General features: G+C 38.8%; 21 protein-coding genes and 1 tRNA gene. 14 read left to right on the forward strand and 8 right to left on the reverse strand.

The window, feature by feature from the left end; translation table 11 throughout:
* Positions 1–3: 3 nt before the first annotated feature.
* The 3 genes from spoVAE to spoVIF all read left to right on the forward strand — a co-directional run bounded on the left by spoVAE (position 4) and on the right by spoVIF (position 1,195).
* The gene (gene spoVAE / locus AC3ANL_RS07305; RefSeq protein ID WP_488328567.1) at positions 4–360 is read left to right on the forward strand and encodes a stage V sporulation protein AE; all 357 of its coding nucleotides are present in this window, start codon (positions 4–6) and stop codon (positions 358–360) included.
* Positions 361–469: 109 nt separating this feature from the next.
* The gene (locus tag AC3ANL_RS07310; RefSeq protein WP_488328568.1) at positions 470–598 is read left to right on the forward strand and encodes a YjcZ family sporulation protein; all 129 of its coding nucleotides are present in this window, start codon (positions 470–472) and stop codon (positions 596–598) included.
* A gap of 342 nt (positions 599–940) precedes the next feature.
* Positions 941–1,195: a sporulation-specific transcription regulator SpoVIF gene (spoVIF, locus tag AC3ANL_RS07315; protein WP_488328569.1), complete on the forward strand. Its 255-nt coding sequence runs from the start codon at positions 941–943 to the stop codon at positions 1,193–1,195.
* 25 nt (positions 1,196–1,220) lie between these two features.
* On the opposite strand, the gene AC3ANL_RS07320 is transcribed toward spoVIF, so the two are convergent.
* The 4 genes from AC3ANL_RS07320 to AC3ANL_RS07335 form a co-directional block, all read right to left on the reverse strand.
* Complete coding sequence (locus AC3ANL_RS07320; protein WP_488328570.1) at positions 1,221–3,527, reverse strand: UvrD-helicase domain-containing protein; 2,307 nt, start codon at positions 3,525–3,527, stop codon at positions 1,221–1,223.
* Positions 3,528–3,665: 138 nt separating this feature from the next.
* Complete coding sequence (locus AC3ANL_RS07325) at positions 3,666–4,088, reverse strand: GNAT family N-acetyltransferase (protein ID WP_488328571.1); 423 nt, start codon at positions 4,086–4,088, stop codon at positions 3,666–3,668.
* A gap of 6 nt (positions 4,089–4,094) precedes the next feature.
* On the reverse strand, positions 4,095–4,607 hold the full coding sequence (locus AC3ANL_RS07330) for a YjcG family protein (protein ID WP_488328572.1): 513 nt from the start codon (positions 4,605–4,607) through the stop codon (positions 4,095–4,097).
* A 140-nt stretch (positions 4,608–4,747) separates the two neighbouring features.
* Positions 4,748–5,470 carry an alpha/beta hydrolase gene (locus AC3ANL_RS07335; RefSeq protein ID WP_488328573.1) on the reverse strand — a complete coding sequence of 241 codons (723 nt, stop codon included), beginning with the start codon at positions 5,468–5,470 and terminating at the stop codon, positions 4,748–4,750.
* 239 nt (positions 5,471–5,709) lie between these two features.
* On the opposite strand from AC3ANL_RS07335, the gene AC3ANL_RS07340 reads away from it, so the two are divergent.
* The 4 genes from AC3ANL_RS07340 (at position 5,710) to AC3ANL_RS07355 (ending at position 13,430) form a co-directional block, all read left to right on the forward strand.
* A tRNA-Val gene (locus tag AC3ANL_RS07340) sits at positions 5,710–5,781 on the forward strand.
* Positions 5,782–6,311: 530 nt separating this feature from the next.
* Positions 6,312–9,065: a bifunctional YncE family protein/alkaline phosphatase family protein gene (locus AC3ANL_RS07345; protein ID WP_488328574.1), complete on the forward strand. Its 2,754-nt coding sequence runs from the start codon at positions 6,312–6,314 to the stop codon at positions 9,063–9,065.
* A gap of 178 nt (positions 9,066–9,243) precedes the next feature.
* A complete protein-coding gene (locus tag AC3ANL_RS07350; protein WP_488328575.1) occupies positions 9,244–12,330 on the forward strand; it encodes an efflux RND transporter permease subunit in 3,087 nt (1,028 codons plus the stop codon).
* 170 nt (positions 12,331–12,500) lie between these two features.
* Complete coding sequence (locus AC3ANL_RS07355; RefSeq protein WP_488328576.1) at positions 12,501–13,430, forward strand: phosphate ABC transporter substrate-binding protein; 930 nt, start codon at positions 12,501–12,503, stop codon at positions 13,428–13,430.
* 88 nt (positions 13,431–13,518) lie between these two features.
* Here the strand turns inward: AC3ANL_RS07355 and AC3ANL_RS07360 are convergent, their stop codons facing one another.
* A complete protein-coding gene (locus AC3ANL_RS07360; protein WP_488328577.1) occupies positions 13,519–14,157 on the reverse strand; it encodes an endonuclease in 639 nt (212 codons plus the stop codon).
* A gap of 33 nt (positions 14,158–14,190) precedes the next feature.
* Positions 14,191–15,129: a DNA-3-methyladenine glycosylase family protein gene (locus AC3ANL_RS07365; protein ID WP_488328578.1), complete on the reverse strand. Its 939-nt coding sequence runs from the start codon at positions 15,127–15,129 to the stop codon at positions 14,191–14,193.
* A gap of 236 nt (positions 15,130–15,365) precedes the next feature.
* On the opposite strand from AC3ANL_RS07365, the gene AC3ANL_RS07370 reads away from it, so the two are divergent.
* Together AC3ANL_RS07370 and AC3ANL_RS07375 are read left to right on the forward strand one after the other, a co-directional pair.
* On the forward strand, positions 15,366–16,286 hold the full coding sequence (locus tag AC3ANL_RS07370) for an aldo/keto reductase (protein ID WP_488328579.1): 921 nt from the start codon (positions 15,366–15,368) through the stop codon (positions 16,284–16,286).
* 189 nt (positions 16,287–16,475) lie between these two features.
* Entirely contained in the window at positions 16,476–17,261 is a 786-nt protein-coding gene (locus AC3ANL_RS07375) for an arginase family protein (RefSeq protein ID WP_488328580.1), read from the forward strand.
* A gap of 79 nt (positions 17,262–17,340) precedes the next feature.
* Here AC3ANL_RS07375 and AC3ANL_RS07380 read toward each other — a convergent pair whose 3' ends face one another.
* Complete coding sequence (locus AC3ANL_RS07380) at positions 17,341–18,675, reverse strand: hemolysin family protein (RefSeq protein ID WP_488328581.1); 1,335 nt, start codon at positions 18,673–18,675, stop codon at positions 17,341–17,343.
* A 317-nt stretch (positions 18,676–18,992) separates the two neighbouring features.
* Here AC3ANL_RS07380 and AC3ANL_RS07385 point away from each other — a divergent pair, with 317 nt between their 5' ends.
* Positions 18,993–19,616, forward strand: coding sequence for a YitT family protein (locus AC3ANL_RS07385; RefSeq protein ID WP_488328582.1), 624 nt, complete (start codon positions 18,993–18,995; stop codon positions 19,614–19,616).
* Between the two features lie 282 nt (positions 19,617–19,898).
* Entirely contained in the window at positions 19,899–21,530 is a 1,632-nt protein-coding gene (locus AC3ANL_RS07390; protein ID WP_488328583.1) for a long-chain-fatty-acid--CoA ligase, read from the forward strand.
* A gap of 78 nt (positions 21,531–21,608) precedes the next feature.
* On the opposite strand, the gene AC3ANL_RS07395 is transcribed toward AC3ANL_RS07390, so the two are convergent.
* Positions 21,609–22,388 (reverse strand): alpha/beta fold hydrolase, encoded by a 780-nt coding sequence (locus tag AC3ANL_RS07395; protein ID WP_488328584.1) that lies wholly within the window; start codon positions 22,386–22,388, stop codon positions 21,609–21,611.
* 325 nt (positions 22,389–22,713) lie between these two features.
* Here AC3ANL_RS07395 and AC3ANL_RS07400 point away from each other — a divergent pair, with 325 nt between their 5' ends.
* From AC3ANL_RS07400 to AC3ANL_RS07410, 3 genes are all read left to right on the forward strand, one after another.
* Positions 22,714–23,853 (forward strand): sensor histidine kinase, encoded by a 1,140-nt coding sequence (locus AC3ANL_RS07400; protein WP_488328585.1) that lies wholly within the window; start codon positions 22,714–22,716, stop codon positions 23,851–23,853.
* A complete protein-coding gene (locus tag AC3ANL_RS07405; protein ID WP_488328586.1) occupies positions 23,846–24,445 on the forward strand; it encodes a response regulator in 600 nt (199 codons plus the stop codon). Before AC3ANL_RS07400 ends, AC3ANL_RS07405 begins: the two co-directional genes overlap by 8 nt.
* Before the next feature lie 224 nt (positions 24,446–24,669).
* Positions 24,670–25,899, forward strand: coding sequence for a multidrug effflux MFS transporter (locus tag AC3ANL_RS07410; RefSeq protein ID WP_488328587.1), 1,230 nt, complete (start codon positions 24,670–24,672; stop codon positions 25,897–25,899).
* Positions 25,900–25,912: the final 13 nt, after the last annotated feature.

Genomic DNA, 25,912 nt, shown 5'->3' on the forward strand with positions numbered 1-25,912 from the left:
GGTATGCTCGCGATGTTTTTCTGGGCATTTGTAGTAGGCGGGTTCATTTGTGTCATTGGTCAGTTATTATTTGATGTAGCAAAACTAACACCAGGACATACAATGAGTTTACTCGTAGTTGTAGGGGCTATATTGGATGGGTTCGGTCTCTATGAACCGTTGGTCGATTTCGCGGGTGCGGGAGCAACTATTCCAATAACAAGCTTTGGTAATTCCCTTGTTCATGGGGCTCTACAGGATGCTAAGGCCCATGGAATTATTGGTGTATTAACTGGGATGTTTCAAGTAACAAGCTCCGGGATCTCTGCGGCAATTATTTTTGGTTTTATTGGTGCACTGATTTTCAAGCCTAAAGGGTGAATAACACATTTTCATATCCAATTTAGCGATTAGGATGTCATGCCTAGTACACATTATTCGTTAATTTCATATGTTATTAATGAGACTACCGAAAGTGAGGTGACAGTCTATGGGCTTCGGATATGGCGGTTGCGGTTACGGCTACGGATACGGCGGCGGATATGGCGGAGGTTCAACTTTCGTTCTTATCGTTGTATTGTTCATCCTTTTGATCATTGTTGGTGCAAGCTTCTTTTAATAAATAAGAGCTTGTTCAATGGAAAGGGTTGGCCCCTAAAAGTGGCCAGCCCTTTCTTATTGTCCAGCTCCAGCGCCCTAGCGGCTAGTGTCCTTCGCTCTCCGCCCTATGATAAGTCAAGCACGAATGCGCCTCCGGCTCTTCGTGTTTCCTTTATCTCAGTTGGAGCGCTCCATAAGGAAGGCTTCGGTAGCATTGGCATCGCACGAAGGGAAAGCGTTAGCTTTTCCGAGGAGGCCATACGCCGCTGAACAGGGCGCTTCCGCTTTTCTTACCTTTAATCACATTTTTCTCGTTTCTTCATAGAATAAAGTAGTTTATGAAGGAGCGTGAATTTTCAAAATGGATAATGGGTTCTTTAAAAACATTGAAAAGAAAACAGGCGTTAATATGAAAGATATCTTTGAGTTAGCCAATTCCCTGCAACATGCTAATTTTAAAGATGAAAAAACAGTTCGTAATGTTATTCGCAGAGTTTCTCAAATTGCTAATAAACCGGTAAGTAAAGATATGGAAGATCAAATTGTTAAATCAATCGTTAATGACGGTAAGCAGCTAGACTTCAATACGATTGCAAACATGATGAATAAAAAATAATAAAAAGAGGAAGCCCCATTTTTATTTAAAAATTGGTCTTCCTCTTTTTATTTAAAGTAGTTAAGAACCGAGAACGATTTGCTTTTTTTCCTCGTCGGTTACTTGGAACAGAGATAAATAGCTGCTCTTTTGCTCTTGTCATGGCAACATAGAATAATCTTCGTTCTTCCTCTAAAGCCGTAAAATCTCCATTTCGATTAGCTTCCAGTGCAAAGTCATGCGGCAGGCTTCCGTCTACCGCTCCGATGATATAAACCGTTTTGTACTCCAGCCCTTTAGACCGATGTATGGTACTAAGGGTAATGGCATCGGTAAAATGCTTACTTAAATTCTTTATCTCCTTATTCATCGCAGACATATGATCAGCATGGACCAACAAAGCCTTGATGGAATCAAAGCTCTTTGCAGCCACTTTAAGATCCTTGAGGTCATCAGAACCTTTTTCTAGCTTACTCGACTCATTTCCACGCTTCTTTAGAAAATCAAGAAAGCCAATATCTTTTTCAATCTGTTCAATCGCTGTCGATGGAGACAAATGCTTAAGGCCACGAATGAGTGTTACCGCTTTTTTTAGTTTTTTCTCTTGAAAGGCATGAGAGGTTTTCAAGCGAGAAAGCGCCTCAAGAAAGCTGTAATCATTAAGAATACTTTGTGCCTTTACTTCTTTTAAGACCGTTTGTTTTAAAAATAATAATGGTAAAATATCCGCTAACGCTTTTGAATCATCTTCATTTACACTCATCCGTAAGAAGGCAAGGGCGCTTCTGACAATATATCGTTCATAAAATGCTTCTGTATCCTGATCGATTCTAAAGGGTAGATTCGAGCTGGCTAAGCGCTCAAACACCGCACGTGAGCCAGCATTCGTTCGATAAAGGATCGCGAATTCTCCCGGGTGTGCTCCCCTTGATATCTGCTCTTGGATGTCTGTAACGATCATGGTCGCTTCTTCCTCTTCATCATATGGAAAAAATAACAGCGGGGGTTCCCCAGATGAAAATTGTGCCTTCATTTTTTTTGCTCGTCTCATTTTATTTGCCGATACGATTTGGTTGGCACCTTCAACGATTTCATGGGAAGAACGGTAATTATGATCAAGCGTAACCATTTTGGCATTTGGAAAATCTTTTTCAAACTCAATTAGGTAGGTGGGATCACTGCCCCGAAACGAGTAAATTGCCTGGTCATCATCTCCAACAGCACATACATTTCGATGTTTTCCCGACAGCAGTTTGATTAGCTCATACTGCACTTTATTAATATCCTGAAACTCATCGATTAAAAAATAATGAAAGCTATTTTGATATTGTTCAAGGAGAGAGGTGCTGGACTTCAAAAGTTGATAACAGCTAATTAACATGTCATCAAAATCAAAAAGTCCTTCTTGCTGTTTATATTCTTCATATTTTTGATAAAGGAACGCGACTTTTTCTTCCCACTCGGATGTGGGCTTAACCTCGTTAGGGAACAGAAGCGAATTTTTCCAGAAACCAATTTGCTGTAATGCTAAATCATAGGCAAATTCTTTTTCCGATATGCCTAGCTCTTTGCCTGCTTCTTTGAGTATTTTATCCCGCTGCCATTCTTTTTTTAGCAGCTTATTTGGCGACCAATTCGCTCGATCATGAAACATAAGAATCCGGTAAAAAATACTATGAAACGTTCCTGTTACCAGTTGGTTGATTTTTTCCCGTTTCATCTTAGGATAGGAGAGCAATCGGTTTTTCATTTCGCCAGCAGCCTTAGAAGTGAAGGTTACCAGCATAATGGAACGTGGATTAATCTGCTTGACCTCTAACATGTAGGCAGTTCGTGCGGTTAATACACGTGTTTTCCCACTTCCTGCACCAGCAAGCACTAATAACGAGCCTTCGGTTTCTGTTACAGCGGCAGCCTGACTTTCATCAAGGACGACACCATTTTCAGCCAGCAGCTTTAAAAAGGGAGGGAGCTCTTTCTGGCTGTCACTGTTATTCTGTTTAAATGGGTGAATGCCTGCCATCCGGATAGCATTTTTGAAGAGTTCAACACTTTTTGAGGAAACGGTGGCAATGGTTCTTCCTTGCGGTATTTTAAATCCATTCCGCTCGATATAAAGTTCTGAATCGTCTGTACTACTAATGGGCGTCAGTGGGTCAGGGCAATGATATTCAGGAGCGTGGGCATGGAAAAAATGTGGTGTGTTTTGGACACCAAGAAACATGCGCACTTTTTCTTGACAGACCGGGCAACGCAGTTCATCATTTTTTCCGGCAAGATATATTTTTTGAAATTGTTCTCGAGGAAGATGCTCAAGATTAATTTGTTGGTTTTGATAAATAGCTATTTTCATATGTTTAAACCTCTATTTCGATAGATAAGACATGTTCTATCATAACAAAACCAAAGCATAATCGAAAGAGTATCCTTTTATATCCAATTGTTAAAACAAAAAGCACCTGCCGTTAATTTTGGCAAGTGCTTCAATGAATTAAACTTCTTTCACCATGGTTCTATGAGGGATTCCTGCATCTAAAAATTCCTCAGAGACCACTTCATAACCAAGACGGGCATAAAAAGGAATCGCATGGGTTTGAGCATTTAGCTTCAGCTTACGTAATCCTTGTTTATTGGCATGACTTTCGATTGCGTTCATGATTGTCTTTCCAGCACCAGTCTTACGGGCATCCTTTAAAACACATATACGTTCTACTTTTCCGTAGCCATCCACGACTCGGAATCTGCCGGCAGCGATAGGGGAACCATCATCATACATGACAAAGTGAGTGGCTTCATCCTCATATTGGTCGATTTCCTCTTCGATGGGGACATTTTGTTCATTTACAAAAACAATTTTTCTAATTGTAAAAGCATCTTCTAGTTCTGTTTGATTTTCAACAACTTTCACGGTCACGTTCAACTATTCCTTTCCAAGCCGAAATGTTTCATAAACTGTCCACGAGCCATTGTCTAATTGATAAAGCAGGTGAAAACGGTCAATTGTCTCTTCATGATTAATTTTGGTCATTCGGAGTGAACCAAAGACATCTGAGTGCTCATCATTAGAAAGGTTTTGACCAAGTGTAATATGTGGAACAAAGGCATAATCTTGGGATTGTTCATTAATTTCATGATTTATTTGAGCATGTAAGTTAGTAAGTTCTTCTGTTGGTTCTACTTTAAAATAAATAACATTATTAACAGGCTGAAATGAGCTGATTTTCGAAACTTTTAAAGAGAAAAAACTGGTATTACCAGCGATTTGACGTAATTTATCAGCAAACTCTTTTGCATGCTCTTCCGTAGCCTCAAAGGCACTCTTTAATGTTAGGTGTGGAGGAATTAAGGCATAATGCGGATCATAGCGCTTGCGATAAGAATTTACTAAGTCTTGAAGCTTTTTTGATGGGAAAATGACAACACCAAATTTCATACGGTTACCTCCAATTAAATGAAATTATTTTTTTAGAAAAATAATCGTCAAAAAAAGCCTTCTTGCTATTATAGCAAATTTTCAAAAAATATTAAACGACTTAAATGAAGGAAACACTTTTTGTGAAAATAGTAATGAGACTAAAATAACATTTTAAGTGCACGTCTAAGGTCTGGCTGCCAAGTTTTCCATGTATGATTCCCGTTCAGTTCTTCATAAAAGTATGGAATCGCTTTTTCAGATATTACTTGTTGAAGTAAACGGTTTGGAGTAAGGAAATCCATTACCTTTCCATCCGTGGTTGTTACGGCTGTTTCTTGAGTGCCGATGACATGATAGATCTCCACAAGTTGTCCTTCCGTAAAGTCTCCGACTAATTGCAATATCCGTTCATTTACTAACGGAGACTGTAACAATATTTTTCCAAAGGTATGCGGATATTGGATGGCTGCCATTAATGAGACCGTGGCCCCAAGTGAATCACCAATAAGTGCCCTTGTTGATCCCATATGGTAGGTGGGATACTCGCAATCAAGAAAAGGCACCAGTTCATGTCCAAGAAAGCGAATATATTGCTGGTTTTGGTCACCATCTGGATGGTATTTTCGACGACGGTCTTCAACATTCTTATAAGGTATTCCCACAATTATGACATTTTCAATCTCTCTTTGAAAAAGAAACTCGTCTGCTAATCGCCCGATTCGGCCAAATTTGAAATAATCCTGGCCATCTTGGGTGATGATCAGGGAGTATTTATAAAGCGGCGAGAAGTTTGCAGGCAGATAAACAAGGAGCTGCAGTTCCTCGCCAAGGGCCTTACTTAGAAAGGTATGTTCTTTGATTGTGCCTTTTGGAAATTGCATATGACATTTCCCCCATGATTCAATTAGTACAACAGCATTTTAACATAACTGTTGAGGAAATGCTTTTGGGAGGTGATGTTTGTGAGTGGAATGGAGGAGAATTAATGGAGGAAATGAAGCTTGGACTTTGATTCAGGCATAATCGACAAAATGTTCTTACGTTTAAAGGTTCGACGAAGATAAAAAGATATTGACATTCTTCTATATTTAAATATAATTAAATATGTACCTTAATATCTGATCTGATAGTTCAGCGGGAGAATACGTCCTTGACAGGGACGGGGTCGGGGGTTCGAATCCCTCTCAGATCATCACAAAGGCCAACATCTACCTGATGTTGGTTTTTTTGTTTCATTTTTCACTTTATTATATCATGGCCTGATCGAATTCTTCCTCTGAAATTACGGTGGGATTTGGAAGGAGGTTCGATCCTTTTACAAGTCGTCATCAAAAAAGGCACAAATCCTTTCATAACAAGGAATTGTGCCTTTTTTATTTTCCGTGGTTTTAAAATAGTTTCTTTGCTGTTGAATTTACATACTTTTTACTTTTTATCTAGTAATTAGCTTCAAGATGGGGCTTTTGGGAGGGATATCTATTATTACGAAAAATGACTAGGAAAATTGTAATTAGCTGATGGTTAATAAAGGTTTTTAGAGAGCTTCTGCACATTCAAATTGTGTTTTTCAAACTTTAATAGGGTTTTGGAAACCACTAAACTAGTGAGATAGTAGTGGATAAAAAGTCAGAATCTTCTTTATTTGTATTTTACATAAGCTCAACCAATGGTTAATAAAGGAAGCGTAATCTGTAGCTGTAGTTAAAAAGGGGAGTGAGAATCGTGTTAAAGAAATTTAGAAAAAAGAAAAGACTGCTTGCTGGACTAACTTTGAGTACGATACTTTTAGGATCGGCTGGGGCTTACGCTGCACAAGAATCTGGATTTGGAAGCAATTTGGTGGGTGAACTAGCAGATGGTTCAGTTCAAACGCCTGTTAACCAATTAATCACACCAGCTGGAAAACAAATTGAATTTGGCGGAAACCCTATTACTGTCGCCGTTCATCCAAATGGAAAAACCGCTGTGACGATTGTTGGCCGAAGCAACTACGGCGGAAAGGGAATTAATGTCGTTGATCTTGCAACTGGAAAAATGACGCTAAATGATTTTAATTTAGGTCTTTCTACTATGTGGGGGCTAGCTTATTCCAAGGACGGAAATCAGCTTTATGCAACTGGCTCAAAGGGCGGAAAAGGTAAAGTAGTTGTCATGTCAGTTGGTGCTGATGGAACTCCTGCGATTCAAAAGACTTATACCCTTCCTAATGCAGCTGTTGGCGGAAATATCAACCCGCTTGATCTAACTGTCGGACCACAGGGTCAGCTTTTAGTAGCTCTTAACCGTGATAACAGCCTTGGGGTGATGGATCCGTATACAGGCGCATTAACAGCCAAAATTGCCGTGGAAAATGCTCCTACAAGTATTTTAGTTGATGGAAATACTGCCTACGTAACAAACCAAGGCGGTAGGGTAGCGAAAGCTGGTGATACAACTGTTAACTCTTCGGGAACTCAAGTTGTGGTCGATCCTAAAACAGGTGCGACTTCAACAGGAACTGTATCCATAATTGACCTTACTACGAACACCGTAACAAAAACGATTGAAGTTGGTGTGCAACCAGAACGGATGACACAGTCCGGGCAATATATATTTGTAACCAATACGAACAGCGACTCGGTTTCAGTCATTGACACCAAGACGAATTCAGTGGCACAAACGATAGATATTGAACCATATCCTGATGCTCATAAAGGTTCTGTGCCAAACGCAGTCAAAGTAGTAGATAACAAATTAATGGTCAGCCTTGGCCGCGATAACGCAATTGCGGTTTATGACTGGCAAGGTCCTGATAAGACTCCGGAATTGCAAGGGCTTTTACCAACAGCCTGGTTCCCCGTTGATATCGCCGTGGATACTGAAAATAAAAATTTAGTCGTTGCGAATGCGGATGGAATTGGTTCACGTGGACCTGCACGTGATTTAACGATTCAAGGGGTTAAGGTGACAGGACACTCCTCTTATGCACAAATAGGATCTTTATCATTGATTCCCTTCCCTTCAACTGAAGACCTTGTTAAAGGAACAAAGCAGGTGTATTCGAATAACAACTGGTTTGGTTTAAAAAACTTGAACGCCGAGCCTCGAAACAATAAGAAACCAGTTGCAATGCCTGAGCGGATCGGTGAGCCTTCCACTATTAAACACGTATTCTATATTATTAAAGAAAACCGTACCTATGACCAAGTACTTGGTGACTTAGGAAAGGGCAATGGAGAGGTGGCATTAACGCAGTTCCCAAAAGCTGTTACTCCCAACTTTCATAAATTTGCAGAAACTTATCCACTATTTGATAATTTCTATGTTTCCGGCATCCAGTCAGCGAGTGGACACCAATGGGTAATGCAGGGAACAAACACAGATTATGAAGATAAAGAGACAGATTCTGCGAATGTCCGCAGCTATCCCGGGGGTGCTGGGGACCCAATGGCATATGCACCTACTGGTCATTTATGGGATCAAGCCATTAAACATGGAGTGTCAGTGGAGAACTTTGGCGAAGACACGACAGACTTTACCGGTACGGCACCACGCGGATCTTGGACAGATTGGTATAATGATTATTTAATCCTTTCAGGACAAAAGACTGGCGATCTGCATGTTCCAATTGGAAACTATGAGGCGAAGTATGATATCCCCTCACTTGGGCCAATTACACATAAACCATTCCCAACGTTTGATATGGGAATTCCTGACCAGTATCGTTTTGAAATTTTCAAAAAGCAGTTTGAGCAACACGTAAAGAATAATGATTTACCGGCCTTGAATACGTTGTGGATAACTAATGACCACACGAATGGGACTGCGACAGGGTCACCTACACCTCAGGCAATGGTAGCGGACAATGATTTGGCTGTCGGAAAAATTGTTGACCTCATTTCCCATAGCCCGTATTGGAAAGACTCTGTTATCTTTATTACGGAGGATGATGCACAAAATGGGCTGGACCACGTAGATGGACACCGTGAACCAGCATTTGTCATCAGTCCGTGGGTGAAAAAAGGAATCACTTCCAGCCACTACTGGACGGTTATTAACATGGTTCGCAGTATTGAACAGATCTTAGGACTTCCTCCAATGAACCAGAACGATGCTGCAGCGGAACCAATGAGCGAAATCTTTACCAATGAACCAGATTTTACACCGTACAACGTTGAACAAAACCAAATTCCGCTTGACACTTTAAACGGCCAGCCGAATTCAAATACAGCAGCACTTGCAAATACAGAAAAGGTGACACCAGAGGCACGTGAACTTTCGAAAAAATGGACAGAGTGGTCTAACAAAAACAAAGAAAAGTTAACGGGCAGAAATGCATCACCGGATGAGACTAATGCTAATATGCTTAATCATGCCGTTTGGTATGCTACAAAAGGTTTTGATAAACCATATCCAGGGGATAAAAAGGTTCATACACCAGATGAAGTAGAAAAGCAGCCTGAGAGCTTTGCTCCGTCACCTGCTGATAATGATTAATAGCACTAGGGTCAGAGTTTCTTAGTAAGCTGCTGCAAGAAAGCAGATTGTATGTAATTTGTAGCTTAGCTACCCAGTTGGGTAGCTATTGTTATGCATATGGAGAGATACATTCTCCGAATTTAAATTCACCTATAGGGGGGAGCGGTTCGGGTTTTTATTGCCCGGATAAAAAGATATGGAACGATTACTAAATGAGACGATGAAACGTGCAATCCTCATTGTAACTTTAATTGGGCTAATTCTCGTTTGGGGTGGAATGTCTGCATGGCAAATCCAACGGGATTACCTGCCAGAAATTAATAATTCAACCTTGTCGATAACCGTTCGTGCGGATCCATACCAGGCGGAGCAAATTAAATCAATGATAACGGAACCAATCAAGCAGGCAGTAAGAGTAGTAGAAGGTCTTAAAGATGTAGAAACAAACTCCTTTAACGGTGGGGCATTGATAAGTCTTAACTTTCCAATGAGTTATGATATGAAGCAAGCTGAGGAGCAGGTTTCACAAGCCATAGCTGATATTAAATTGCCTGCCGATATTGAAAAACCGTTAGTGACAAGGCTAAGTACTCATTCCATGCCCATTATAAGAATAAGTCTGACGAGTTCTTCTGCAAATATAACGGAAAATATGCTTCGGACTTCGATTCAAGAAGATTTTGTCAATCGTTTAAAAACCGTTCCTGGAGTAAAGGATGTACGAGTTTCGGGAGGTGGAAATGCCGGATATGCTGTGAACTTAAAGCTGGAAAATATAAAAAATGCAGGGTTGACGGTCAGTGATGTAAAACGGTCACTTGCCCAAAATTATACAACTGGAATTGAAGGAAAAGTATCAAACAATCAGATGTCGATTCCTATTCAAGTCTCGGGCTGGGGATTTAATCAACAAGATCTCTTACAACTGCCTATTCAGACCGGTGAAGGTAAAACAGTTCCACTTTCTGACGTGGCTGACATTTCAAACTCGATTGTGAACCTGGAGACCATTTCAAGAACCAACGGGAAACCTAGTGTTCTTTTAGATGTTTTGAAGATCCCTTCTTCCAATATTACAGATGTATCCGATCGAATAAAGAATAGGATGACGGATATTCCTGCATTAAAAAATAAGGACATACAAGCTTCTATCGTCTTTGATCAAGGTGAACAAGTAAATGCATCTTTAAAAGGTCTTATTAAGGAAGGTTTATTAGGATGCATATTTTCGATGATTTGTGTTTTTCTGTTTTTCCGTAAAGTTCGTTCTACCTTATTAATTTCTATTTCACTTCCAATTTGTCTGTTAGCTACAACCGGTTTATTAAAAACGATGGGAATTAGTCTCAATATTCTTACCGTTTCAGGACTTATTGTTGCCATGGGCAGGGTAGTCGATGATTCGATCGTGATCCTAGATAATATGAATCGGAAAGTGAATGAAGCAAGCGGGAAAATCAACGTTCAATTGTTAACAGGAGCTGTTTGTGAAATGATTCCTGCGATCGTTTCCTCAACCGCCACTACCGTAGCGGTTTACGTTCCGATTGCCTTATTGGGTGGATTGGTGAGTTCAGCTTTTTCAGGATTTGCTTGGTCTGTGGTCATTGCCTTGATCCTTTCACTGTTTGTTTCCATTTTGGTTGTCCCAGTTCTTTATAACTTTTTTTGGAGGGGCACACCACTTTCGACAAGGGATGAGTTAGAGCCGTTTGCTCATAAATTATTAAGATGGGTGTTTAGGCGGAAGAAAAAAGTGATTCTGGCTTTTCTTGCCTTATTTCTATTAACTTCGGCGGGAGCTGCCTTTCTTCCTGTAAATTTCTTGCCAACGTCCAATACCTCTGGGCAAATCGGTGTACAGGTGGAAATGCCACCAAACACTTCCTTAACTGAAGTAGACGCCGAGGTGAAAAGAGTGGAAGTCTTGCTAGAAACAAATCCAAAAGTGGAATCATTTTCTTCAGGACTGGGTTCATCATTTACACCTCAATCGGATGATGTTTTTGATGCAGGAGGCGGATGGCTTCAGAAACCGAATATCGCCAATTTGTCCATAATGGTAAAGAAAGGTATGGATGTTAATGCCTTTATCAACAAGCTCAAGAACCAACTAAATTCATTGTCAAGTAAGGCTGTTTACACAGTTTCGAACCAAAACATAGCCGGTGACGATTCTCAGTTAAAGATTAACCTTACCGGATCAGATAGTCAGACGTTGGAAACTATGGCACAAACGATACGAAACGAGCTTAAGCTCGTTCCTGGTCTTTCCGTACAGGGGATTGCTGAGGATGAAGATCAGACAACACAGTATCATATTTCGCTTAACCGTAAGGCTATCGAACATTACGGGATTAAGCTTGATGATGTGTTAGAGCGGATTCAGCAATATACGGCTGAGGGAACAAAAGGGGTAATCTCCATTAATCAAAATACCTTTCCTATTGTCATTCATACCAATAAACAAAAGGGTAACACAAAGGATATTTTTTCGATTATGGGCGGAGAGACCTTTCTAAATAATGAAGGACAAAAAGTAACATTAGATCAGCTTGCGATTTTAGAGCCAGCAGGTACTGCAGTGATCCAAGAAAAGGGAGGACAACCGTTTGCGGTGATTACCGCCAACATCATTTCAAGTGATATTGGAAAAGTGACAAAACAAGTCAAACGAGCCCTTGAGAAAATCTCGTTGCCAGAAGGAGTCGAGTATTCCTTTGCAGGTGCCCCGCAGCAGGTTTTTGAAATGATATATGAAATGGTGATTGCTTTATTCTTTTCCATATTACTTGTTCTCCTCATTATAAGTGCTGTTTTTAAGGGATGGAGAGCTCCTCTTTCCGTATTAGTTTGTATACCGTTAGCGTTTATAGGATCAGTAATTGGAATGTTTATTTTTAAACTGGAATGGAATCTTGCGGCATTAGTTGGATTAATGATGTTAACGGGAATTGTCGTTACTAACGGAATAGTCCTTGTGGATAAGATTGAGAGAAATCTTACTGAAGGACTTGAACCCAAAATGGCCATTCTAAATGGGGCATCTACTAGGGTTAGGCCAGTTTTAATGACAGCAGGAACTACTATTTTAACAATGCTTCCTTTAGCAGTATCTGGGAAAGGGGATACAATCATTTCACAAACACTGGGGGTTGTCGTGGTGGGAGGCATGATCAGTTCCACGCTTATTTGCCTCTTGGTCATTCCTATTATGTATGAATGGATGAGTGGAAGGGACAGAAAAGCAAAGATGAAGCGAACTTCGCCGCTTTCAGCGTAAAAAGATAACGAACCTTCGATTATCTGGGCACTAATATAAAGAATTAAAGAAACACAATTCATAATTTACAAAACCTTTACGTTCTCTTTGTACCAAGTTAATACTTTTGTCCTATAGTAGTTAACTGTAAGGCAAAATAATAATTATTTTCTTAGGGGGAAAAAAGGCAAATGAAAAGTTTGAAAAAACTAAGCCTACTAACATTATTTGCAGCTTTAATGGTATTCATGGCTGCTTGTGGAGGCGGAGCATCTACAGACAAGACAGCAGCAAAAACTGAGAAAGAAACACCGAAAACAGAAGAAAAGAAAGAACTTTCTGGATCATTATCCGTTTCTGGTTCATCTGCAATGCAACCACTAGTAGCAGCAGCTGCTGAAAAATTCATGGCTGAAAATCCAAACGTGGATGTTCAAGTACAAGCTGGTGGATCTGGTACAGGTTTATCACAAGTTTCTGAAGGCTCTGTACAAATTGGTAACTCTGACGTTTTTGCTGAAGAGAAAATTCCTGATAAAGCAAGTGAGCTTGTTGACCATAAAGTAGCAGTTGTAGGTATGACTGCAGCAGTTAACCCTAAAGTTGGTATTAAAGATATTAAAAAAGAAGATTTAATTAAAGTATTTACAGGCAAAATCACTAACTGGAAAGAACTTGGCGGCGCTGATCAAAAGATCGTTCTTGTAAACCGTCCAGATTCATCTGGTACACGTGCTATATTCAATAAATTTGCACTAGATGGCGCAACACCTGCTGAAGGTGTTACAGAGGATTCTTCAAACACTGTTAAAAAGATTATTAACGAAACGGCTGGTGCTGTTGGCTACCTAGCATTCTCATATTTCACAGATGAAACAGTTACACCTCTTGCAATCGACGGTGTTGAACCAACTGAAGAAAATGTACAATCTGGTAAATTCCCAGTGTGGGCTTACCAACATTCATATACTAAGGGAGAGCCAAATGAATTAGCAAAAGCGTTCCTTGACTATATGATGTCTGATGATATCCAAAACAACTTGTTAAAAGAACAAGGATACCTACCTGTAACAAAAATGAAAGTAGAACGTGATGCAAAAGGAAATCAAACTAATAAATAAATAGTTAAGTATTGAAAAGAAGGTAAGTGCTACTATGCACTTACCTTTTTTAGTTTAGTTCAAAGCAAATCAGCATTCTGATCCTTATCTATAACCTACGGTCACAAACTCCCCATAAAGGACACCCCGTACAAATTGGGGTGGCTTTACAATGCTCTTTTGCATGTTCGACCAGCAAGGCATGAAACTCATTGTAAAGCATCAAGTCCCTTGGCAATTCTTTTTCGATTTGTAATCGAAAGGCATCATAAGTGATAGGCATCTCATAACCTAGACGATAAAAAATCCTTCTTGCATAGGCATCGGCTACAAAAATGGGGGTATCAAATGTATATAGCAAGATAACATCTGCTGTTTCGGGGCCGATGCCCTTGATATTTAATAGTTCAGACCGCAATTGCTGTCGATTTAATTTTTTGATTAGCTCAATATCGAAATGATAATTTTTAAACCATTCCATATAAGATTTGATCCGTTTAGCTTTTATATTAAAAAAGCCACTAGGTCTTATCAACTCGGCAAGTTCATCGCTTGATAAATGGTCAATTCCTTCAGGCGATAAATAGGGTTTCAAATTTATTAATGCCTTGTCCACATTCCGCCAGCTTGTGTTTTGAACAAGTATTGCTCCAATCATCATTTCAAACGGTGTCTCGGCTGGCCACCAGCCTTGCGGACCGTAGGTGTCAAATAATTTTTGGTAAATCATATAATAATCCTGCTTCATTTACTGCCTCCAACCGTCTTCTATGTCACTATGTTAATAAAGAACGCGCCATAAATAAAATGTGGCATATGCATGCCAATTCGTCCAGTTTAACGAAAGTTTTAATAGTTCTTCCTTTGATGGCTTATTCTCTGAACCTGTTAAATGTTTGATAGCATTATGTAATCCCACGTCGTCAATTGGAAAAGCTGAGGGAAAACGCAAGCACCGCATTAACACATAATTTGCGGTCCAAGGACCAATTCCACGAATCTTGATTAAGCTTTTTTCCGCCTCTTTGAGATTACCCAATTTCTTTAATTCCCCTTTTGATAATGCACCGCTGGCCATTAACTGAGCGATTCCGATAATATATTCACTCTTTTTCACGGTCATTTTAATATCGGCCAGATCTTCCGGTGTTAATAAAGCAATTTGTTCATAGGATGGGAAAATCCAGTATTTCTTTCCCATCCATTCTATTGAGTCACCGAACTTTTCTACAAATTGCCTTTTCAAGGTGTAGGCAAATGCAAGATTAATCTGCTGTCCTAAGACTCCCCAGCAGAGGGTCTCAAATAAATCAGGAACTCCGATTACCCGTAATCCATAGAATTCGTGGACTGGTCCCTTAAGAAGCGGGTCTGCTTTTGCTAATTCGTAAAAGGGGGTTAAATCCCGATCAAGATCAAACCATTCACGAATGTACCTAACAAACTCAGTACGATCCATTTTATTAATAGGACTTGAAGATTTTAAAAGCTGAACAATCATCTGATTGTTATCATCTACATGAATTTGTACTAAGGTTTGTGAGTTTTCGGTGGTAATTACCTTAGTGATCATTTCATTTTCGACCTCAAACATGCATTCATTTTTATTCCGCTCTAAATAGCCAAGATTTGCTTTTATATTAAAATCCGCCGGCAAGTCAATGATGATTTGCTCGTTGACTTCCTCCCAGCGGTCATTTGTGTTTTTTACAATTGACACATTCAAGCCTCCAAATCATTTTCTATCTTTATCACATAAAATAATTTCGTTATCTTGCTACTTTATATAATAACAAAAAAATGAGGGTGATAGCGGCCCATGGGTGTAGTCGAGCGTATTACATTGCCCGGGAGCCGGCAAAAAAGAGAGTGACGGTAAATGAAAAAGAGTTGGTGTTATATTTCATAAACTTTGGTAACATGGACTTGAAAAGAAGGAAAAAAGGGAGGATTTACATGAAATACATAAATATAGCTAACACCGAGCTAAAAGTTTCAAATATCATAATGGGTAACATGCGATTACCACAGCTTTCTTTGCCTGAGGCAGAAAAACTAATTCGGACTGCAATGGAGGAAGGAATTAATTTCTTTGACCACGCCGATATTTATGGAAAGGGTCAGAGCGAAGAAATTTTTTCTGAAGCGATTCAAATGAACCCTTCTATTCGTGAAAAAATGATTCTGCAAAGCAAATGTGGAATCCGCTCAGGCTATTTTGATTTTTCCAAGGAGTATATCCTTGATTCCGTAGACGGGATATTAAGTCGATTAAACACCGACTATCTCGACATTTTACTGCTCCATCGTCCCGATCCCTTAATGGAACCCACTGAGGTAGCCGAGGCATTTGAAAAACTACATACCAGCGGCAAGGTTAAGTATTTTGGTGTGTCTAACCATAATCCTGCACAGATAGAACTGTTGCAAAAATACACACCACATAAATTGGTAGTAAACCAACTGCAACTTAGCATTGCCCATACGCCAATGATTGATTCAGGCATAACGCTAAATATGAATATTGACCAGGCGATTAACCGGGATAGCAGCATTTTAGAATATTGCCGTTTACATGATATCACCATGCAAGCTTGGTCACCATTCCAGCATGGCTTCTTTGAAGGGTCATTCCTGGGAGATTTAGAGCGTTTTCCAGAGTTAAACCAAGTAGTAGATGTTATTGCGGACAAATATAATGTGACAAATACGGCGATTGCGGTTGCGTGGATTACTCGCCATCCAGCAAACATTCAAGTAGTCCTAGGCACTACTAAAATGGAACGGATGAAAGAGGCCTGCAAAGGTGCTGCAATCGTATTGACAAGAGAAGAATGGTATCAAATTTATAAGGCAGCGGGGAATATCGTCCCTTAAACAGAAAAGCCGGGGAATGTTTTTTTGGCATTCTCCTTTTTCCATTTAAACGTCTAACCCATGAAAATTAAATATAGGATTGATATAATAATAGAAGGCTAATAAATTTATCTGTCACTATTAACCATTAGACAAGTCTACTAATCTATGGACAATGCCTAACACCAATTTTTAAGGAGATGAAAGATAATGGGGTTATTGAGAAATGGGATAACCATCATTAATTTTGACGATACGTACTATGAACAGAGGAAGCTTCAAAAATTCTCACATGATGAAATCGACTTTCGTCAAATGAAACATGTCAACCTTTATTGTGAAGGGGATTCTATGTTTCACCTAAACAGCAAACTGCAAAAAAGAAACCGTAAAGGGATTACGTTCATTGGCAGTGGAAACTATCATTATGTTACCTATCTATTATTAAAAGAACTAACCGAACCGTTTACATTGGTTTTGTTTGATAATCATCCGGATATTAGGATCAATGATCCTCTAGGGGAAAATTTAATCTCTTGTGGTTCCTGGGTATCATTTGCTCTAAGGGACATCCCATTGTTGCAGCGAGTTGTGATTATCGGTCCAACTACTATTACAGCGCATTATAGCACACATCCTCGTGTTGTCATTTTTCCGTTCGATGGCAGCCAGCATTACTCACTAAAGTCGATTCTTTCTGCTATTCACACAAAAAATATTTACATAAGTATAGACAAAGATGTTTTAACCACTTCTGAAGCTTTAACAAACTGGGATCAAGGTGTGATGGATATCGGCACATTAACACAATATCTCGAAATCCTCTTGAAGTCCAAGGAGGCTGAGGGGCTTGATGTTTGTGGCGAATTGCGTTTATCTCCAACGAATGCTCTTTTGCCAGAGTATCAAGCCATAATCCAAAAAAACGACAAGGCCAATGTTCACCTATTGCAAACATGCCTCAAACTAAGTTATTCACATAATAAAGGCGCTTAATTGGTAGAAAAATAAAAACGGGTTGAATGAAGAGATTCAGCCCGTTTTTTTATAAATATTAATATTAAAATCCTTATGATTATGAGACAGAACTTTTAGGAACCGTGTATTCCAATGCTGGTACCTTTTGAATGTCAATGTATAAAATATGATGTTCTTCCATTTCCTTGATCGTAAAGCAATAGCCATCTACTTCGATCCGATCACCAATTTTAGCATCAAATTTATTGGACAAAAACCAACCGCCAATTGTATCTAAATCCTTGTTTGAAAATGTAGTTCCAATCAAGTCGTTAATGTTTTCAATAAGAACCTTACCACTTACAATATAATGTTCCTCATTTACTTTTCGTACCTCAGGAATTTCATCTGTATCGAATTCATCTCGTATTTCTCCAACAATTTCCTCGATGATATCTTCAACAGTTACCAGACCTGATGTACCTCCAAACTCATCTAAAAGGATGGCCATATGGATTCTTTCTTTTTGCAGTTTAACTAATAAGCTTTGAATAGGTACGGTTTCAATCACGCTTATAACAGGTTTGATAAAAGGTGTGAGTGACTTAATTGGAGTCAAATCTTTATGAATAATTTGTGTAGTTAAAATATCCTTGATGTTCACTACTCCAATAATGTTATCTTTATCACCATTAATAACGGGATAACGCGTATATTTTTGTTCCTTCATTAATGCAAGAATCTCTTCAGGCTCATCGTCGACTGATAAAATTACAATTTCAGTCCGAGGCACCATAATTTCTTTAGCAATTCGATTGTTAAAATCAAAAACGTTATTCACATAGGTTAGTTCTGATTCATTAATTTCCCCGCTTTGATAACTTTCAGAAAGTATAATCCGCAATTCTTCTTCGGAGTGGGCCAATTCGTTTTCAGATGCAGGCTTCAGCCCGAATAGGCCAACTAACATTCTTGATGAATGATTTAGAATCCAAATGAACGGATAAAATATTTTATAAAACCAAATAATCGGCTTTGCCGTTATAAGTGCAATGGATTCAGCTTTTTGAATCGCAAATGATTTAGGAGCTAATTCGCCGACAACCACATTTATAAATGTCACAAGAGCAAATGCGATGACGATCGAAAGAACATTTGTGATGGAGCTATTTATATGAAGGAAATGCAAAACAGGCGTCAGCAATCTGGCAACCGTTGGTTGGCCCAACCAGCCTAAGCCAAGTGCAGTTACGGTGATACCGAGCTGACACGCTGACAAATATTCATCCAAATGTGTAACTACATGTTTGGCAGCTTTAGCTCCCTTTTTTTCCTCTTTAATAAGTTGATCGATACGTGTACCTCTTACTTTTACTATCGCAAACTCGACTGCAACGAAAAATCCGGTTAGTGCAATCAAGATAGCGATGATAATCAGGTTAACTATTTCCAATGTATAGCCTTACCAGGTAAGGCTTACACCTCCAGTCTTTAAAATCATATTTTCAAAACAAACTAAATTTATTAATCTTTAATAATATTAATTCCGTATGGATAAAGCTTGGTTTGAAAATGAACTCTAGTTCAATTATTACATAAAAACCTTAAATTTGTCAAAATAAAACATGAACAAAGGTTCATGTTTTATGTCGAATCTAAAAATAATTGGTGATAGGTATCCCCATTTAAATTGTAAGTATTAATGTGATACTTTCCCTATCGAAGAATATAAATATCTAAGAAGGAAGTTTGTACTAAAAGGGGAACGGTATGTATAAAACAAGGAAAAACTCCTACATTGAAATGAGATCACACGGTATATCTTTTCTAAAACGCATTTGCTTTATTATTTGTGGGGCTATGCTAGTGGCCATTTCGCTGCAATTATTTTTAGTGAAAAATTATGTAATTGACGGTGGAATTATTGGTGTTAGCATCATTCTTTCACATATTACACGGCAAGAAGTGGGACTGTTTCTCCTAATATTGAATACTCCATTTTTCCTTATTGCTTATTCATATCTTGGCAAAAGGTTTCTCATGCTGAGCCTATTCGCTATTCTTACCCTTTCAGTTGGAACCTATCTTTTAGAACCTTTTCCAGTTTTAACAGAAAATCCTCTTATAGTCATCCTTCTTGGAGGGCTTTGTTTAGGGTTGGGAGTGGGAATAACGATCAGATATGGAGGTTGTTTAGATGGGATAGAGGTCTTAGCGATCTTATTTAGTAAACGTTCGCCGATTACCATTGGTCAATATATCCTGCTGTTTAATCTTTTCATATTCGGGAGTGCGATTTTTATATATGGTCTAACAGAGGCTGTCTATTCATTAGCTACCTTTTTTGTAGCTTATAAGACTATCGATTTTTCAATACATGCCTCACATAAATAATCGTATACATTGGAATCTATGATTTTTTCTGAGGACTTTTTTGTCAAATAAATTTCATAATTTTCTATTAAAGTTTTGTGAACGACGGAAGTAATCCTGACAATATTCGACCTTTTTCCTGCTGATTTTTATCCCATAGGAAGATAAGATGAATAATCATTTTTTTTGGTAAGAAAATGATTAATAATTGTGGAAAGGTGTCGAGAATAGTAAGTTTACAATTTTTCCATTCCTAACAATAATTTAAGTGAATTAACTAAATATGTATGGGGAGGGAGAAATATGGTTTATCAGCAGAAACCGTGGTTACAAATTTATGATCCTAGAATTGATGAGCATGTAAGAATTGAACACCGATCCCTTTATGATTTTTTACAAGAAGCCGTAAACCGTTATAATGAAAAACCTGCCTTCACTTTTTATGGAAAGGTGTGGAGTTTTAAGGATTCGAAAGTGGTTACGGACAGATTTGCCGCTTCCTTGTTTAGGAATAATTTTCAGAAGGGTGATCGTTTTGCCATTATGCTTCCCAATTCTCCCCACTATATTTTTTCCTTATTTGGGATTTTTCGATTAGGTGGAATTGCGGTACAGGTAAATCCAATGTATGTTGAAAGGGAAATCGAACACGTCCTAAATGATTCTGGGGCAGAATACATAGTTGTCTTGGATGCTTTTTATCCGAAAGTAAAAAAAGTACAGCCAAAAACTTCATTGAAAAAAATTATTGTAGTTAGCTTTGGCGGCGAAAAGGCAATCTTAGCTGAGGGTGATCAATACTTCGATGGATTCTTATATGAAGATAGTAATGTTCCAGAAGTAGAAATCAACCGGCATGAGGATGTGGCCCTGCTTCAATATACTGGTGGAACGACTGGACTAGCTAAAGGAGTCATGCTTACTCACAATAATCTTTTAGCCAATTTCAACCAAGTATGCGATTTTGCCTATAAAACATGTGTGAAACCTGAAGATTTTAAAATGATTACGGTCTTGCCGATGTTCCATGTTTATGGACTGTCTAGTACAGCACTATGCGGGATTCGTGAGGGAGCAAATCAAATTATCTTACCTCGTTTTGATCCGAAGGAAGTAATGGAGACCGTTAAGCGGGAGAAACCATTCCAAATGTCAGGTGTTCCAACCATGTTTTTTGCGTTAAACAGTCAACAAGGGTTGGAAGAGTGCGGTTTTGATCAAATATATTTTATCAGCTGCGGTGGCGCACCACTGCCGGTAGAAGCAGCAAAGTTGTTTGAAAAGAGAACGGGTGCAACATTGCTAGATGGTTATGGCCTGTCTGAGTCAGCACCAACAGCTATTTTTAACCCTCCATTTGTACCGAGAAAATATGGTAGTGTGGGAATTCCAGTTCAAAGTACCACTGCGAAAATTGTTCTTGAAACAGAGAATGGATATGTTGATGCACCAATAGGAGAAGCAGGGGAATTAGTCATTCAAGGACCTCAAATAATGAAAGGTTACTGGAACCGTCCAGAGGATTCTGCTTTAGTCCTTAAAGATGGCTGGCTATTTACAGGGGATATCGCCAAAATGGACGAGGACGGTTATTTTTATATTGTAGACCGGAAAAAGGACATGATTATTGCAAGCGGATACAATATTTATCCGAGTGAAATTGAAGAGGTCCTATATCAACTTGAAGCAGTTGAAGAAGCCCTTGTTGTGGGTGTACCCGATCCATATCGCGGCGAAACCGTTAAAGCCTATGTAAAGCTAAAACCAGGTTTTTCTATCACAGAAGAGCAAATCAAACAGTTCGGAAAGGAAAACCTTGCATCCTATAAGGCGCCGAAAGAAGTGGAAATTCTCCCTGAACTGCCTAAATCATCTGTTGGCAAATTGCTCAGAAGAGTATTACGAGACCAAGAAAAATTGAAAGAAAATGCTTGATAGAAAGAGGGATGACAGATAAATATTCAAGAGCTTTTTAGTCTAACAGGGAAAAGAGGAAGGTATCATCCTTCCCCTCTACCCTGTCATTTTGTGTTTAGTTAGAAAGGTACGAAGAACTTTGTTAAAGGCATCCTTTGCCTCAAGCTTGGCGATGTGGCCAGTGTTCCTGAAAATGACGAACTCTGAGTGGGGTATCTGCTTATGCATTAATAATTGTACCCAAACAGGGATAACAGAATCATATTGTCCGCCAATAATTAAGGTAGGAACTTTAATTTTAGGAAGTAAACTTAAATTATCTACTTGTAGACAGGCTTCCATGGCTTTGAAATAGAATTCACGATTGGGTTTATAAAATTGATAAAAGTCTTCAAAATTCTTTCTTGTCCATGAATAGAGACATATTTTTGCGGCTGTCTCTCTATGAACATCAGGAGATATATTTTTTTGCTGAGCTTGTCGAAATTGTAAAAAAAGCTTACCTAGATGTTTTGGTGCATAATGGAACGTACTGACCAGCATTAATGATCGGCATAATTCAGGTGCTTGGCGATAAATCTCTTGTGCAATCATTCCACCCATTGAAAGTCCACAAATGTGTGCGCTTTCAATTTTAAGCCCCTTTAGAAGTCGTATCACATCATCGGCAAAGTTATTAATCGTAATCTCGCCAGGAGATTGATACTCACCATGCCCTCGTAAATCAGGTATAATTAAATCATATTGATCTGCAAATTCAAACTGATTTGACCAACCCTCTTTTATTTCACCAAGACCATGTATAAAAACTAAAGGTTCACCCACACCAAATCGTAAATAAGGAATTTCGGAGCAAACAGAAAATAGTTCTCCCAATTTTTATTCCTCCTAATGTTTTTATAAACATATGTTTCCAAGATTTGTGAGGTGTAAACATTTATGAAATTTCGGCTAGTTTATTATATAAAGGCAAGAATATTTTTATGACCATATAGATGTAATTTACACCTATAAAACAGTCAAAAACTGTTTTTCGATAAACTCAATGGCAGTATAATCATTCTGTTCAAGAGCAAAAAGTGTGTTTGGTTTAAAGTTTTAAGGTTTTTAGCTAAAATAGAGAATAAATTAGGGGAAAATGAAGGTACAGTAAGGTAAGATAGAAGTATTAAGTTTATTTTTAGAAAATGAGGTTTTGTCAATGATTAAAAGGTATATGACTTTTGGAAAAAATAATGGTATTGCTCCGTATATATGGACCATACTTGGTATATTACCTTTTTACTTTATTTTCCAATCGTCATCTACTATTCAGATCGTTGTGGGCGTGTTACTTACCTTTGTATTCTTTATTCTTTACCGGATTGCCTTTATTTCAAAAGGCTGGCCCGTTTACCTTTGGACGTTAATCTTAATTGGAATTTCGATCACGGCGTCAAGTCTTTACAGCTATGTTTATTTCGCTTTCTTCCTTGCTTATTTTATAGGTAATATTAAAGACCGGATTGCCTTTTTAACCTTGTATTTTATTCATTTGATTAGTACCTCCGCTTCCATTAACTATAACATTGTCACGCAAGAAAAGTTATTTCTTACACAGCTGCCATTTGTTATCATCATCTGGATCAGTGTGATCCTTCTTCCGTTTAGTATTCATAATCGGAAGGAGAGGGGGCAGCTTGAAGAAAAGCTTGAGGATGCAAACAAAAAAATATCAGAACTGGTTATATTAGAGGAACGGAATCGAATTGCACGTGACCTCCATGATACACTAGGTCAAAAGCTTTCCTTAATCGGATTGAAGTCAGACCTAGCACGTAAACTCATTACTAAGGATCCAGATCAGGCACGCAATGAACTAAAAGATGTTCAGCAAACAGCACGGACTGCTTTAAGTGAAGTTAGAAAAATGGTTTCTTCGATGCGTGGGATTCGCTTGAAGGACGAAATCCTTCGGGTTAAACAAATCATTAAAGCGGCTTTAATTAATCTTGAATGTAAAGGCGAGTTCAATTTAACGAATGTTTCACTGTTAACCGAGAATATACTTAGTATGTGCCTGAAAGAAGCTGTAAACAATGTAGTAAAACATAGTGAAGCTAAGTCTTGTATCGTTTCAGTCGAGCAAACTTGGAAGGAAACCATCCTCTCAATTCATGATGATGGCGTGTTCAAAGCTGGAAATAACACTCTTGACGAAGGGCATGGATTGATTGGAATGAAAGAACGGCTGGAATTTATTAATGGCAGTCTAGAGCTATTGACAATGAATGGAACCACCTTAACGATAAAGGTACCCAACGATGTCAAGCAAGTCGATAAGGAGGATCGAAATGATTAAAATTGTTATCGCTGAAGACCAGCAGATGCTGTTAGGTGCCTTTGGTTCACTGCTAAATTTAGAGGACGATATGGAAGTAGTAGGAAAGGCATCAAACGGTGAAGAGGCTGTATTGCTTGTAAAGAAATTTCTGCCTGATATCTGCATCATGGATATTGAAATGCCTGGGAAGAGCGGACTAGAGGCGGCCGAAGAACTTAAAGGTCTTGGCTGCAAAGTGATCATATTAACGACCTTCGCCCGAACCGGTTACTTCCAACGTGCATTAAAGGCGGGTGTGAGCGGGTATTTGTTAAAGGATAGTCCAAGTGATGAACTAGCAAGTTCGATTCGAAACGTAATCGCGGGCAGACGAATTTATGCACCTGAGTTGATGGATGATGTCTATGGTGAAGAGAATCCATTGACAGACAGGGAGAAAGAAGTGCTAGAGCTTGTTGCGGATGGAAAAAACACCAAAGAAATTGCCGAAGAGCTCAGCATTAAAACAGGTACGGTCCGTAACTACATCTCGATTATTTTAGACAAACTCGAAGTGAAAAATCGCATTGAAGCCATCACCCAATCTAAAGAAAAGGGCTGGTTTAAATGAAAGGAGTGTTAATACGATGGCATACACCGTATTAACACTCCTTTTTTGTGGATAAAGGAGCTGACGCTCTCCATTTTAAACAGAAAAATCTTGAGAACTTTTAAATTATTAGTTGTAATTTTAAGATAATTTAAATATGATTCTTTGTAGAAAGTAGTATACAAGAAAAATCCTTGTCCTTGAGGAGTTTTTCATTGTTTAACTAGAAGGGATTGATATTTAAAATGGGAGTACCTTCCAACAAAATAATTTTAAATACTGAGGGAATCTCTCGTTCTAAAAGGTTTTGGATGGCCGCCGTGCTAGGTACTTTAGCCGGTTTCGGCCCGTTATCGATTGATATGTATTTGCCGGCTCTGCCTGAATTGGCAAAGGATTTTCACGCAAGTCCATCTCTCGCTCAACTGAGTCTCACCTTTTTCTTGCTTGGATTATCTTCGGGACAACTTTTGGCAGGACCAATCAGTGATATACGCGGCCGACGATTACCTCTTCTTTTTGGATTGTTCCTCTATTTTGTTGTTTCACTTTTGTGTGTATTCAGTCCATCCATTTGGATGTTAATTGGATTACGGTTTATTCAGGGGTTAGCCGGCTCAGCAGGGATTGTTATCTCTAGAGCCGTTGTTCGGGATTTATATGCTGGATCTGAATTAACGAAATTCTACGCACTGCTTGCATTAGTTAATGGAGTTGCCCCAATTCTCGCACCAGTAGTGGGTGCCCTATTATTAAAGGTGGTTCCATGGCAAGGTGTGTTTGTCGTCTTAAGTTTAGTAGGTTTCATCATGTTCTTTGTTGTCCTTTTCGGTTTACCAGAAACTCTGCATAATGATAGAAGAGTAACAGGGGGGCTTAAAACTACACTTAGAACCTTCCAAAATCTTATTAAGGATCGTACCTTCGTAGGCTATGCTTTTGCGCAAGGCCTTGTTACTGCTGCGATGTTTGCCTACATTTCAGGTTCACCTTTTGTCGTCCAAAATATTTATGGTGCTTCTCCACAATTGTTTAGTTATATTTTTGCCATTAATGGGCTCGGCATCATGTTCGCTAGTCAAATAACAGGCAGGTTGGCAGGAAGAATTCACGAGTCTAAGCTTTTTGTGTTTGGAGTAGGTTTATGCCTGAGCGGAGGAATCGTATTACTTATTCTGCTGTCTATACAGGCGAATCTTTTTCTTATTCTTATTCCACTGTTTTTTGTAGTTTCTAGTATTGGGATAGTGAATACATCTGGATTTTCACTTGCCATGCAGAAGCAAGGAAAAAATGCTGGCAGTGCCTCTGCCCTCTTAGGTGTTTTATCATTTGCAATCGGTGCATTGGCAGCGCCACTAGTTGGAGTGGGGGGAGAACATAATGCTATTCCAATGGGGATTGTCATTGTGTTGGCCGGTTTAGGAGCGGTTTCATCCTATTTTTTTCTCGTACTAAAAAATAAAAAAAATTAATTGATATAACGGC

The organism is Neobacillus sp. DHD-1R (assembly GCF_057747995.1).